The organism is Paracoccus seriniphilus, from assembly GCF_028553745.1.
Classification (GTDB): domain Bacteria; phylum Pseudomonadota; class Alphaproteobacteria; order Rhodobacterales; family Rhodobacteraceae; genus Paracoccus; species Paracoccus seriniphilus.
Window position 1 is genome coordinate 1,585,161 of sequence record NZ_CP067129.1, and the last position, 13,249, is coordinate 1,598,409.

The window sequence follows — 13,249 nt, forward strand, 5'->3', positions numbered from 1 at the left end:
GGTCGTTCAGACAGCTTGCCAGCGATGGAACAGGTCCGGTCCGATCCGGCGTGTTTCTGCCAGCCGAAAACGCCTGGCATCAGCCAGCGCCGCATAAGTCAGCGACCCCATGCCCGGCCGCCCGTCAGCGCCCAGAACAAGCCCCGCAGTATAGCCGACCAGTTGATCGACAACTCCGGCCTGGATCAGCCCGGCGGCCAGTTGTCCGCCGCCTTCGCAAAAGACCCGCGTAATCCCGCGCGCGGCCAGATCGGACATGATCCCGGGGATATCTCCAGCCACCTGCCAAAGCGGTCCGAAATCCGGCCCCTCAGGCGGCAGGTCCGGCAAGGCGCCATGTGTCACCACGACCCGCGCCGGCTGTCGCGGGACATCGAAACCGCGCACGTTCAGCGACGGCCGGTCCGCCCGCGCTGTTCCTGCGCCCACCATGATCGCATCATGCATCGCCCGCAGGGCGTGAACATGCTGGCGGGTCTTTTCGCCGGTGATCCATTTGCTTTCCCCCGAAGAGGTCGCAATGCGTCCATCAAAGCTGGTTGCGAGTTTCAAGGTGACATAGGGTCTGCCGCGGGTCATGCGCGACAGGAAACCGACCTGCGCCTGCCGGGCCATATCCGCCCCGACATTTTCGGTGACATCTATTCCTGCCGCGCGCAGCATGGCATGGCCACGCCCCGCCACCCGCGGGTCGGGATCGGTCAGCGCGCTGACCACACGGCTTACACCTGCGGCGATCAGGGCTTCGGAACAGGGCGAGGTCCGCCCGTGATGTGCGCAGGGCTCCAGCGTCACATAGGCCGTCGCGCCCCGCGCCAGATCACCCGCCTGCGCCAGGGCCACACGTTCGGCATGGGGGCGCCCTCCGGACTGTGTCCAGCCGCGTCCAACCACCACGCCATCGCGGATCAACACGCAGCCGACGGCGGGATTGGGCCAGACATTGCCCAATCCACGCCTCGCCAGGCGCAGGGCATGGCGCATGTGCTTCAGATCATTCTGTTCAGTGGTCAATCGATGGACCCGGGTCGCAATTCAGAGACGAATTTGTCGAAATCATCCGCATCCTGAAAGTTCTTGTAAACGCTGGCAAAGCGCACATAAGCAACATTGTCGATGCGCGACAGGGCTTCCATGACGATCTCGCCAATCATCTTCGAGGGAATATCGGTTTCACCCGTGCTTTCCAGACGTCGGACGATACCCGATATCATCTGTTCAATACGTTCGGGTTCGACCGGGCGCTTCTGCATGGCAATGCGGATCGAACGGGCCATCTTGTCCCTGTCGAAATCCTCGCGTCGGCCATTGGTCTTGACGACGACCAGATCCCGCAACTGCACGCGCTCATAGGTGGTAAAGCGCCCCCCGCAGGCCGGACAGAACCTTCGGCGGCGAATGGCAACATTATCCTCGGCGGGACGTGAATCCTTGACTTGCGTATCGACATTTCCGCAAAACGGGCAGCGCATCTTGTTGTCCCCTAAGGTCCCTGATCCGCAGCCACTATAGGCAACTGCGCAGGGCTTGGGTAGCCTTATCCACAGGCTACCATATAGGCGATTTCGCTTTTTCGGCCTGAATGTGGCGGGCAATGGATCGCGACCAGATCACGCCCTCTGAAAACAGGCCGCAACTTCCCGGTCATGCGGCGTTGCGCGATGCTCGACAAGGTAAATTCCCTGCCAGCGTCCCAGCATCATTCGCCCCGAGGCCACCGGAATGCCCAGGCTGACCGGAAGCACTGCGGCCTTGAGATGGGCCGGCATGTCATCCGGTCCTTCGTAACGATGCGTGATCCATCGCATCGACAAATGATCTGCCGGAGGGGCCAGACGCTGCAGCCAGTTGAGCAGATCTACCTGGACATCGGGATCAGCGTTTTCCTGGATCAACAGCGAGCATGACGTATGGCGCACCATCAGCGTCAAAACCCCGTCCGAGGCATCTTCCGCAGCCAACCATTCCGCGATCTTGCCGGTAATTTCATGGCAAGCTGGGCCGTTCGTGCGGACAGTGAAGGTCGCAATCATTCCGCAGCCTCCTGTGGCGGCAGGCTTTCCGGGCCGTCAGACCTGTCGTGATCCAGACCGATCTGCTTCTGGGTGCGCGCGCCAAGTTCGCGCAGCATTTCGACCTGACGGATGACATTGCCGCTGCCTCGGCTGAGACGGTCCATGGCCTGCGCATGGGCGCGCCCCGCCTGATCCAATGCGCGGCCGACACCCTCCATCGAGTCGACGAAACCGGCTACCTTGTCGTAAAGAGCGCCGGCGCGTCGCGCGATCTCGGATGCATTGCTTTCACGGCGGTCCACCGCCCAGATATGTTCCACCGTGCGCAGAGTCAGCATCAGGGTCGTCGGGGTCGTCAGCCCGATCCCGCGTTCCAGTGCAAAACTTGCCAGTGTCGGATCGTGACGCAGCGCATCCGAAAATGCGCCCTCGATGGGAATGAACATCAGCACATAGTCGACCGAATTGTCGTCCATGCGATGATAGCCCTTCTCTGCCAGCGTCGTGATATGCGACCGCAGCGCCGCCACGTGACGCCGCAGCGCCGCCGCAGCCAATGCGGGTTCCTCATTGTTGACCGAAATTTCGTAATCGTTCAGCGAAACCTTGCTGTCGATCACCATGATTTTCTTGCGCGGCATTCTGACGATGACATCCGGGCGCCACATCTTCCCATTCTCATCGCGCCAGGAAGACTGCGTTTCGTAATGAATCCCAGCTTCTAAACCGGAATCTTCAAGTATCCTCTCAAGAACCATCTCACCCCAGGCACCCTGCATCTGCTTTTGCCCCTTCAGGGCGCGGGTCAGATTGACCGCCTCTTGCGAAATCGCCTCCGAGCGTTGATGCAAGGTCAGAATCTGTTCGCGCAATCTTGCAGATTCTTCGTCCAGGACCTTGTTTCTGGCCTGTAATTCCGTCTGGAAGCGGTTGACCTGATCACGAAAAGGCGTCAGCAGCGCCTGAAGCTGTTCACCCTGCGCCATCTGCATGTCGCGTCGCTGCACCTGCAGGGTTTCATGGGCAAGCGCCTTGAACTGACTGCGCATGTCCTCGCGCAGCGCCTTCAGAGTTTCGATCTCGCGCTCGGCGACCTCGCGATCCTTGGCGGCGGTCAGCTCGGATTCGGCCAGTTCCGTTTGCAGTTCGGCCAGTTGCTGGCGCGCCTGATGCAGGGCGTCAGCCAGACCGTCCTTTTCTTCCAGCAGTTCGGCCTGTCGAATCTGGGCGGTTTCCAGCCTGATCTCCTGCCGTCCCGACTGCAGATCCAGATCATGTAACCGTTTCTGCAAGTCCGAGAGATTTTCAAGACTTTCCGCCGCCAGACGCTGCCAGCGCCTCTTGGCGAACCAGAGGCCGATCGAAAGCGTCGCCAGTGCAAGGATCGTGCATTGCAATAGCGTGACATCGCTTAACCAGCCCGAAAGCTCTGCGCCTGAAAACTGCATGCCGATCCTTTGCCTTTCCGGTATCTCCAGACAATGTTCACATTTTGTCCAGAGATTTCAACCCGGATCGGCAACCTGAGGCCGCAACACCTGCTACAATTCCTGCATTACCTGCGCCGCGATTTCGAAACTGCGCAATCGCGCCGTGTGATCATGAATCTGTCCGGTCAGGATGACCTCGTCAGGGTGATGTTCGGCAATCAACCCACGCAACTGTTCCTTGACGGCCTCTGGATTGCCGACAGCGCTGATGCGCAGCGACTGGTCTACCGCCTTGCGCATGGGGATGCCGATCTCACCATCCAGATCGCGCGTCGGACGAGGCAATTTGCCCGGCATGCCGGTTCGCAGTCGCGCAAAGGCCAACTGCATGGTCGTCCGCAGATAGGCCGCCTCCTCGGCATCATCGGCCGCAAAGACATTGATTGCCATCATCACGCGAGGCGCCTGACACCAGGGCGAGGGGCGGAACTTGCGGCGATAGATCTCCAGCGCCTGTTCCAGATCGGTGGGGGCGAAATGGCTGGCAAAGGAATAGGGCAGCCCCAGATGCGCGGCGAGTTGTGCGCCGTATAGGCTGCTTCCAAGAATCCAGATTGGTACATGCGTGCCCTCCCCAGGAATCGCGCGAACTGTCGCGTTTTCCTGTTCGGGGCCGAAATATTCCAGCAGATCGACAACATCCTGCGGAAAGCTGTCGGCCATGGGATCACGCCGCAGAGCCTTGATCACGGCTCCGTCGCCACCCGGCGCCCGCCCCAAACCCAGATCGATCCGGTCGGGGAAAACGGTGGCGAGCGTGCCAAATGCCTCGGCCACGGTCAGGGGGGCGTGATTGGGCAGCATGATTCCGCCCGCCCCGATGCGCATGCGTCGGGTCGCCTGGGCGACCAGACCGATCAGGACGGCCGTCGCCGAACTGGCGATGCCGGGCATGTTGTGATGCTCGGCCATCCAGTAGCGGTGATAGCCCCAATCCTCGGCGTGAGCGGCCAGATCAAGTGTATTGCGAATGGCGTCAGCGGTCTCGGCACCTTCAGGAACAGGGGCAAGATCCAGCAATGAATATGGGATTTTCGTTGTCATTCATCGCAAATAAGCGCGGCCGGCCGAAATGCAATCTCGACCGGCCGCGTTTTCTCGTGATTTCGTCAGCGGCTTCCCCGACGGCGACGGATCAGCCCATCTTCCGCAGATAGGTCCATGTGGGCACCCGTGCATTTCGGGCGACAGACCAGCTTTCGGCATCGCCCAGATAGACGAAACCGCAATTGGTCAGTACGCGCGCCGAACCGGGATTGTCCTGGAACGCCTCGGCAAACAGAGTGCGGGCCTTGTGCGGGTTGGCCCTGACCAAAGCCTCGACAGCTTCGGTGGCAAAGCCGGTATTCCAGAAGCCGGCACCGACCCAGAACCCCAGTTCCGATTGGTCATCATCCATTCGCGTCAGGGACACGACCCCCAGAAGTTCGGCAAGGCGATTGGCTGAACCGTCAATGGCCCAGACATCCTCGCTTCGTCCGACCGAGAGTGCGCGCGCGACGAAATCCTCGGCAGCGCCCGGTGGCAAGGGATGCGGTATGGCGCGTGTACCTTCGGCCACACGACGATCAGAGGTGTAATGGGCAATCATGCCCGCGTCTGAAGGGCGCAGCGGGCGCAGGACAAAGCGATCAGTTTCGATGACGGGCTGATTCAGCGCCTCGGCATCGGCAAGTTTGAGGTCGTCCAATCGCGTTCCCTCCCGCATTGGCGCAGACATAACCATAGTTTCCTCCCCCGGGAAGATATCCCCGAAATGGGTCGGGGGGACCGGCTTTCGCCGATCCCCCCTCTAACACCGGAATGTTAATTTTGGGTTACTCGGCAGCCTCGAGGCTGGCGGGAATCACCGAAATGAAGGTGCGACCCTTCAGGCCCTTCTTGAAGGCCACGTGACCATCGGTCAGCGCGAACAGGGTGTGATCCTTGCCCATGCCGACATTGTCGCCTGCCCACCATTTGGTGCCGCGTTGACGCACGATGATGTTGCCAGCGCTTGCTGCCTGGCCGCCATACAGCTTGACGCCAAGGCGGCGTCCGGCTGAGTCGCGACCGTTGCGGGACGAACCGCCTGCTTTCTTATGTGCCATGGTTCAGTCTCCTTACGCTTCGACGGCGGCATCTGCCGCATTCTTGCTGCGTGCACCGACAGCGGCTTTCACGCCGGTCTTTGCAGCGCCTTTTTCCAGCACGTCGGTCACACGGACCAGCGTCAGCTGTTGACGGTGACCACGGGTCCGCTGCGAGCTGTGCTTCCGGCGGCGCTTGACATAGGTGATGACCTTGTCGGCCTTGATCTGGTCGATGACCTCGGCCTGAACACAGGCTCCGTCCACCAGAGGCGCGCCCAGAGTCGAGCCCACCATCAGAATATCGTTGAACTGCACTTTGTCACCGGCAGCAGCGTCAAGCTTTTCGACGCGCAACACGTCTCCTGCCTGAACCTTGTACTGCTTGCCGCCAGTCTTCAGAACTGCGAACATCGCATCTTCCTTTGTTTGCCGCGTCCTATGGCCGCCGGAATGACCGGTGTTTCGGGTTTCCCCGCCGTCGAACAGCGCATCCCTCTGTCGGGACGTCATTAAAATAATGCACCGGCCAAGAGCGATTGCCCGGCCGGTCGCGCTGATATGGCCCATTCATATACGCAAGTCAAGCATCTGCGCGGGATCAGCCGCCGCTCTTTTCCTCGAGCAGCAGCCATTCCTCTTCGGCGGCTTCCAGCGCGGCCTGACGTTCGGCCATCGCCTCGGTCGCCTTCTCGAACTTCTTCGGCGCAGTCCGGTAAAGTTCGGGATCGGCCAGAAATTCGGCCAGCTTGGCAATTTCGGCCTCAAGCCGTTCAATCACCGCGGGCAGTTCCTCAAGTCGGTGCTTTTCCGTGAAGCTCAATCCGGATTTTGCGGGCTTGTTGCGGACGGCCGCGACAGGTTCTGCCTTTCTCGCCGTCGTTGCCGATGCCTGGCCGGCATCTTCACGGTCCGCTCGCCGCTGGCTGCGATAATCGGTCCAGCCGCCTGCATAGGCGATCGCGCGGCCGTCCCCCTCCATGGCAATCGTGGTATCTGCGACGCGATCAATAAAGTCCCGGTCATGACTGACCAGAAGCACCGTGCCGTTATAATCGCCCAGCAAATCCTGCAACAGATCCAGTGTTTCGACGTCCAGATCATTGGTCGGTTCGTCCATTACCAGCAGGTTGGATTGTCGCGCCATCAACCGGGCCAGCAGCAGTCGCGCCTTCTCCCCGCCCGACAGGCTCCGCACAGGGGCGCGCATCTGCGCCTCGTCAAAGAGGAAATCCTTGAGATAGCCGACAACATGCCGGGGCTGTCCGCGAACCATCACCTGATCCGCCCTGCCAGAGACGCTCATATCAGGATCACCGGTCAAGGATTCCCACAGGCTCTGATCAGGATTCAGCTTGGCACGCGCCTGATCGAAGACCGCGATCTCCAGATTGGTGCCGCGCGTGATCGTGCCTTCATCGGGTTCGACTTCGCCGATCAGCATCTTGATCAGCGTCGTCTTGCCAGCGCCATTCGGGCCCACAAAGGCCACGCGGTCCCCGCGTTGAATACGCAAGTCAAAGGGCTTCAGGATCACCCGATCGCCAAAAGCCTTCGAGATTCCCTTTGCCTCGATGACCCGTTTGCCCGATTGCGAACCGGCTTCAAGCGCAAGCGCCGCGGTTCCCTGACGCCTGATCTGTGACGAGCGTTCCTGACGCAGCGCGGCCAGCGCGCGAACACGGCCCTGATTGCGTTTGCGCCTTGCGCTGATTCCCTCGACGGCCCAACGCGCTTCGGCCTTGATCTTGCGGTCCAGCTTGTGTCTTGCATCATCCTCGGCGGCCCAGGTCGCTTCGCGCCAGTCCTCGAAAGCCTCGAAGCCCTTTTCCTGCCGACGAACCACGCCACGGTCGATCCACAGCGTCGCTCGCGTCAGCCGACGCAGGAAGGCGCGGTCATGGCTGATGATGACATAGGCCGCACGGGTCTGGCCGAGATAGTCCTCCAGCCAGCCGATCGCCTCGATGTCCAGATGGTTGGTCGGCTCGTCCAGCAACATCAGTTCCGGGGTCTGCGCCAGCAAGCGCGCGAGAGCAGCGCGGCGACGTTCGCCCCCGGACGCGGTGGCAACGGGGCGCTTGGGATCGAACTTCAGCCCTTCGGCAGCCATCTCGACCCGGTAGCCCTCGGCATCATCCAGTCCGGCCGCGGCAAATTCGCCAAGCGTTTCATAACCGGACAGATCGGGGTCCTGCTCCATATAGCCGGTATGCGCCCCCGCGTTCAGGACAACCTCTCCGCGATCGGCCTCGACCAATCCGGCCATGACCTTCATCAGGGTGGATTTGCCAGAGCCGTTGCGTCCGACCAGCGCCACCCGGTCGCCCTGCTGGACGGTCAGGGACAGGTCGTCAAATACGGGATCGCCACCATAGGTCAGCGAAATGTCGGTCAGTTGTAAAAGGGGTGCTCTTGCCATGTGCTGCGCCTATCCCGAGGAGTCGCGATGGTCAATCGCCCGCATATTCCGATTCCTTTAGTCGGGTATTGACGCGCCCATGCCATGCTGCGAGAAACGCACAAATCTGACCAAAGGAGTCATCGATGCGTTCCCTGATCCTTGCCGCTCTTGCTGCGACGACCGCCCTGCCCGCCCTGGCCGACGAGGTGAATATCTATTCACACCGCCAGCCCGAGTTGCTCAAGCCGCTGACCGATGCATTCACCGCAAAAACCGGGATTGCCGTCAATACGGCCTTTGTCGACAAGGGCATGGTCGAGCGCCTTCAGGCCGAAGGCGACCGCAGCCCCGCCGATCTGATCATGACCGTTGATGTCGCCCGTCTGGGCGAGGTCAAGGAAGCCGGCGTCACCCAGCCCGTCAATGACGAGGCACTGGACGTGATCCCCGAAACGCTGCGTGACTCGGACAATCACTGGTTCGGACTGACCACGCGCGCCCGCATCGTCTATGCCAGCAAGGATCGTGTGGCTGATGGTGAGCTGACCACCTATGAGGATCTGGCCGATCCGAAGTGGAAGGGCCGCATCTGCACCCGCCCCTTCACCCATGACTACAACGTTGCGCTGACCGCTGCCTATCTGGGCCATCACGGCGCCGAGGAAACCAAGGCCTGGCTGGAAGGCGTGAAGGCCAATCTGGCCAAACGGCCCGAGGGCAATGACCGCTCGCAGGTCAAGTCGATCTGGGCCGGCGAATGCGACATCAGCCTGGGCAATACCTATTACATGGGCAAGATGCTGCAGGATGACGAGCAGAAGGACTGGGCGGAATCGGTGCGCATCCTGTTTCCGACCTTCGCCGATGGCGGCACCCATGTGAATGTCTCGGGTGTCGCGATGACCAAGGCCTCGCCCAATCAGGATGCCGCGCGGCAGCTGATGGATTTTCTGGTCAGCGACGAGGCCCAGAAGATCTACGCCGAAACGAATTTCGAATTCCCGGTCTCGGACCACGTCGAACGCTCGGAACTTGTGAAAAGCTGGGGTGAGTTCACGCCCGACAGCATGCCTCTGGCGGAAATCTCGGATCTTCGCCCGCAGGCACTGGATCTGATCGAAGAGGTGAATTTCGACGGCTGATTCCACCATCTACAGGAATATCACAGGGGCGCAGGCTTTCGGCTTGCGCCCTTTTTCATCGCGTCGCACTAATACCGCAACACTCAGGAGGGCAGGATGGCACGAAAGATCATCATCGACACAGATCCCGGACAGGATGACGCAGTTGCGATTCTGTTGGCGCTGGCCAGCCCCGAGCTGGAGCTTTTGGGCGTCACCGTGGTCGCGGGCAATGTGCCGTTGTCACGCACCGAGATGAACACCCGCAAGATTCTGGAACTGGCGCAGCGGCCCGACATTCCGGTTCACGCGGGCTGCGCCGGCCCGATGGATCGCGAACTGGTCACCGCCGAACATGTGCACGGTCAATCCGGCCTTGACGGGATCGAGCTGCCCGAACCAACCATGCCGCTGCAAGAGCAACATGGTGTCGATTTCATCATCGACACGCTGCGCGCACAACCGGCAGACAGCGTAACTCTGGTTCCCATTGGGCCGCTGACGAATATTGCCACCGCCTTTCGCCGCGCCCCCGACATTATCACCCGCGTGCAGCAGATCGTTCTGATGGGCGGTGCCTATTTCGAGGTCGGCAATGTCACCCCGGCCGCCGAATTCAATATCTATGTCGATCCGATTGCCGCGAAAGAGGTCTTCGCCTCTGGCGTGCCGCTTGTGGTTCTGCCCCTCGACGCCACGCATGAGGCGCTGACCTCGGCCGAATGGATCGCCGAAATGCGTGCCCTGCCGAACCGCTGCGGTCCGGCCGTTGCAAGCTGGACCGATTTCTTCGAACGATATGACAAGGAGAAATACGGCAGCAAGGGGGCGCCGCTGCATGATCCCTGCACGATTGCCTGGCTGTTGCAGCCCGATCTGTTCACCGGGCGCCATATCAATGTCGAGATCGAAACGCAGGGAGAGTTCACCACCGGCATGACGGTAGCCGACTGGTGGGGCGTCACCGAGCGCACACCCAATGCGCTGTTCATCCGCCATGTGGATCGGGACAGGCTGTTTGCTCTGTTGAGCGAACGGTTGGCGCGTCTGCCCTGATCAGTTGTCAGATTGCGTGGCGGCATCCGGTGTCGGCGCTTCATCGGGTCTGGACCCATCGCCGATCCGCATGTTCAGACGCTCGATCAGATCCGTGGTGATGTCGATGGCATCCAGCGAAACAAAGACCGTGCGCCGATCCAGCACGGCAACCGCGCCGCGTTCCTGCATCACTTCACCCATGACCTGCAGCGCCGCCTGAAAGAAGGCGGCCCTGTCGGCTTCAGCCTCGGCGTTAAGTCGCTGGACCATCTGGGCGCGCTCGCGCCGGATCGAGGTGGCACGCGCGTCAAAGGCTTCGGCAAGTTTGCGGAACTCGGCCGGGGCCAGCGCTGCCCGCTTCTGCGTCAACTCTGCCTCTTCGGCTGAAAGCTGGGCGGCGATACGGTCGTTCTCCTCCGCGATCTCTCCGCCTTTCCGGGCAAGCTCGCGCTGCGCCCGCTGCCCCCAGGCCGAATCCTCATACAACCGCTCTTGATTGACCGTCAGGATGGGGGCATTGCCCACGGCCTTGCCCTTGGCTTCGATCGTGCGGGTGGGAAGCGCGGCATGATCTTCGGAATCCACCGTCGCTTCAGAGGTGGTCGAACCCAGATCGGACACCGCAGACGACATGTCGTCTTGCTGCGCCCAGACCGGCGACACGCCCCAAAACAGGCAGAACGCCAGTCCGGTGCATATCGTCCGGCTCTGCATCAGAACTGGGTCGAAATGGTCAGATCGAAGTTCTGCTCTTCGTCATAATCTTCCTTGCGAACAGCCTTCGAGAAGTTGAAGCGCAGCGGACCGATCGGCGTCGTCCAGAAGATCGAGGCACCGATTGCGGCGCGGATATGCATGTCGTCATCGACGGTCTCTCCATCCGTGCCGGTCGTGTCATCCAGCCCCCAGATAGAACCAATGTCGGCAAACAGGCCGCCGGTGATGCCATATTCCTCGGGCAGTCCCAGAGGGAATTGCGCCTCGGCACGCGCGGCCCAGAAATACTTGCCTCCCAGGGCATCCTCATTGTCCGCAGCCAGATCCCTCGGGCCAATGCCATTGGATTCAAATCCACGAATGCGCGAACCCGAACGGAAACGGTCGATGATCCATGTCGAGTAATCGCTATAGGCATGGACGCCGCCAGCCTCGATTTCCCCGCGGAAGGTCACATCATCGCGCCAGGCCGTGGATTCAAAGCCGGCAAGCGCGGTGGTGGTCACGCTTTTGACGTCGCCCCCCAAACCTGCGATATCCTGCGAGAAAGTGAACTTGTACGAGTTCAGCGGATCCAGCCCGGTATTTCGTGTATCCCAGGTATAGGAATATCCCAGCGCCGACGTGATACGTTCGCCCACTTCCCGCTCCAGAATGGCCGAACTGTCCTCATCAAGATCACTGAGCCAGTCTTTCGACAGCTTGTAGCTCAGCTCAAGGCGGCCATTGGCAGAAACCGGGAAGTCGATCGAAGGATTGATGCCGACCGACCGCGTGTCGTAATCGGCATACCAATCCTCGGTTTCGCTATACCAGGTGTTGAACTTGAAACGCAGGTCACGCCCAAGGAAATAGGGCTCGATGAACCTGATCGATCCCTCGCGGTCGCCATCTGCAGTCGACACCGTCATGCCAAGTGTCTGGCCACGGCCCAGGAAGTTCGATTCATTCAGCGAGACATTCAGACCAACGCCTGCGCTGACGCCATAGGACGCCCCGAATGACAGCGAGCCGGTGGGCTGCTCTTCGACGTTGACGTCGACGATCACCTGCTCCTGGCTGCTGCCCTGACGGCTTTCAACCTGAGCGTCCGAAAAATACCCCAGCGCCCGGATGCGTTCGGCAGCATTGCGGATTTCGCGCGGATTGAAGGGGTCGCCCTCAACGGTGGTGAACTGCCGACGGATCACCTCATCCAGGGTGGTGGTGTTGCCCTCGATGTCTATCCGTTCGACGAAGACCCGCGGCCCACGCGTCAACGCGAAGGTCAGGTTGAGGGTCTGGTTCGACGGATTGCGCGTGATGCGAGGTTCGATATTGACGAAATTCAGACCCTGCTGAAGGGCGACCGTCTCCATCCGCCGAATGGTATTGTCGATGGTCGCAGGATTATAGACATCGCCGCGATCAACCCGGTTTTCCTTGCGGAAGGCTGCGGCATCGACGCCGGGAATTTCAGAGACGACATCAACCTGTCCAAAGCGATAGCGCGGACCTTCCTGGATGTTGAAGGTGATATAGAAGGCATCGCGTTCCCGCGTCAGTTCGGGCGCCACGGCCTGAACCCGGAAATCGGCATAACCGCGCGAACGATAGAAATCCGTCAGCATCTTCTCGTCCAGCGGGATCCGCTCGGCGGCGAAAGTATCCCGGCGGATCAGGGCGCGCAGGATCCCTGCCTGCTTGGTCTCCAGCACCTGGCGCAGACGACGGTCGCTGAAGGCGCGGTTGCCGGTAAAGCTGATCCGTTCGACTTCGGTCAGATCACCTTCCTGGATCTCAAATACCAGATCGACCCGATTGTCACCGCGCCGGATGATCTTGGGATCGACACGGGCGGCAAGACGGCCCTCGGTGGAATAGGCTTCGGCGATATTGGACGCATCCGCAATGGCCTGAGAGGGCTGATAGACGCGCCGCGACTTGCTTCGAACGATCTGCGCAAGCTGATCGTCCTTGATGCGGCGGTTCCCTTCGAAACTGATCTGGTTGATCGTCGGATATTCGCTGACCTTGATCACCAGAAGACTGCCTTGCGGGGTCACCTCGACCGTTTCGAACAGGCCAGATCCCTGCAGGCGCTGCAGGGCATCATTCAATTCCCCCGCCGAAACGTTCTGACCACGCGCAATATTGGCATAGGACAGGATGGTCGCCGGTTCGATCCGCTGCGCCCCTTCGATCCGGACGTCATTGAACACATATGCCGATGCTGCCTGCGGCACCAACAGCGCCGCCGGCACCGAGATGGTCAGAGCCGCCACCAGCGCGACCGCGCCCTTGCCCAGTTTCCGTGTCATCGCTGCCCCTCTTTTTCAAGCCTGCAATGGTGCGCTGCGAGCACCTTCTTTTGCGCATAGCTTGTGCCCCAAAGCTGCCCTGCTGTCAAAAGCAC

At 60.8% G+C, this 13,249-nt stretch carries 13 protein-coding genes; 2 read left to right on the forward strand and 11 right to left on the reverse strand.

Annotation, left to right across the window (positions count from 1 at the left end; translation table 11 throughout):
• Positions 1-6 precede the first annotated feature (6 nt).
• The 9 genes from ribD to JHW44_RS07795 all read right to left on the reverse strand — a co-directional run bounded on the left by ribD (position 7) and on the right by JHW44_RS07795 (position 7,996).
• Positions 7-984: a bifunctional diaminohydroxyphosphoribosylaminopyrimidine deaminase/5-amino-6-(5-phosphoribosylamino)uracil reductase RibD gene (gene ribD, locus JHW44_RS07755; RefSeq protein ID WP_089343506.1), complete on the reverse strand. Its 978-nt coding sequence runs from the start codon at positions 982-984 to the stop codon at positions 7-9.
• Between the two features lie 26 nt (positions 985-1,010).
• Positions 1,011-1,472: a transcriptional regulator NrdR gene (gene nrdR, locus JHW44_RS07760; protein WP_089343505.1), complete on the reverse strand. Its 462-nt coding sequence runs from the start codon at positions 1,470-1,472 to the stop codon at positions 1,011-1,013.
• Positions 1,473-1,610: 138 nt separating this feature from the next.
• Positions 1,611-2,033 (reverse strand): secondary thiamine-phosphate synthase enzyme YjbQ, encoded by a 423-nt coding sequence (locus tag JHW44_RS07765; RefSeq protein ID WP_089343504.1) that lies wholly within the window; start codon positions 2,031-2,033, stop codon positions 1,611-1,613.
• The gene (locus tag JHW44_RS07770) at positions 2,030-3,463 is read right to left on the reverse strand and encodes a DNA recombination protein RmuC (protein WP_089343503.1); all 1,434 of its coding nucleotides are present in this window, start codon (positions 3,461-3,463) and stop codon (positions 2,030-2,032) included. The genes JHW44_RS07765 and JHW44_RS07770 overlap by 4 nt, the downstream gene beginning before the upstream one ends.
• A 93-nt stretch (positions 3,464-3,556) precedes the next feature.
• Positions 3,557-4,537, reverse strand: a complete 981-nt coding sequence (locus tag JHW44_RS07775) for an LLM class flavin-dependent oxidoreductase (RefSeq protein ID WP_089343627.1) — start codon at positions 4,535-4,537, stop codon at positions 3,557-3,559.
• 103 nt (positions 4,538-4,640) lie between these two features.
• Positions 4,641-5,213 (reverse strand): GNAT family N-acetyltransferase, encoded by a 573-nt coding sequence (locus JHW44_RS07780; RefSeq protein WP_089343502.1) that lies wholly within the window; start codon positions 5,211-5,213, stop codon positions 4,641-4,643.
• A 109-nt stretch (positions 5,214-5,322) separates the two neighbouring features.
• The gene (rpmA, locus tag JHW44_RS07785; protein WP_089343501.1) at positions 5,323-5,595 is read right to left on the reverse strand and encodes a 50S ribosomal protein L27; all 273 of its coding nucleotides are present in this window, start codon (positions 5,593-5,595) and stop codon (positions 5,323-5,325) included.
• 12 nt (positions 5,596-5,607) lie between these two features.
• Positions 5,608-5,988 (reverse strand): 50S ribosomal protein L21, encoded by a 381-nt coding sequence (rplU, locus tag JHW44_RS07790; RefSeq protein WP_089343500.1) that lies wholly within the window; start codon positions 5,986-5,988, stop codon positions 5,608-5,610.
• 187 nt (positions 5,989-6,175) lie between these two features.
• Positions 6,176-7,996, reverse strand: coding sequence for an ABC-F family ATP-binding cassette domain-containing protein (locus tag JHW44_RS07795; protein WP_089343499.1), 1,821 nt, complete (start codon positions 7,994-7,996; stop codon positions 6,176-6,178).
• A 125-nt stretch (positions 7,997-8,121) separates the two neighbouring features.
• Between JHW44_RS07795 and JHW44_RS07800 the strand changes: the two genes are divergently transcribed.
• Positions 8,122-9,120 carry a Fe(3+) ABC transporter substrate-binding protein gene (locus tag JHW44_RS07800; protein WP_089343498.1) on the forward strand — a complete coding sequence of 333 codons (999 nt, stop codon included), beginning with the start codon at positions 8,122-8,124 and terminating at the stop codon, positions 9,118-9,120.
• A gap of 96 nt (positions 9,121-9,216) precedes the next feature.
• On the forward strand, positions 9,217-10,155 hold the full coding sequence (locus tag JHW44_RS07805; RefSeq protein WP_089343497.1) for a nucleoside hydrolase: 939 nt from the start codon (positions 9,217-9,219) through the stop codon (positions 10,153-10,155).
• Here JHW44_RS07805 and JHW44_RS07810 read toward each other — a convergent pair whose 3' ends face one another.
• Positions 10,156-10,770, reverse strand: coding sequence for an OmpH/Skp family outer membrane protein (locus tag JHW44_RS07810; protein ID WP_179217654.1), 615 nt, complete (start codon positions 10,768-10,770; stop codon positions 10,156-10,158).
• Between the two features lie 80 nt (positions 10,771-10,850).
• Positions 10,851-13,154, reverse strand: coding sequence for an outer membrane protein assembly factor BamA (gene bamA / locus JHW44_RS07815; protein WP_089343495.1), 2,304 nt, complete (start codon positions 13,152-13,154; stop codon positions 10,851-10,853).
• Positions 13,155-13,249: the final 95 nt, after the last annotated feature.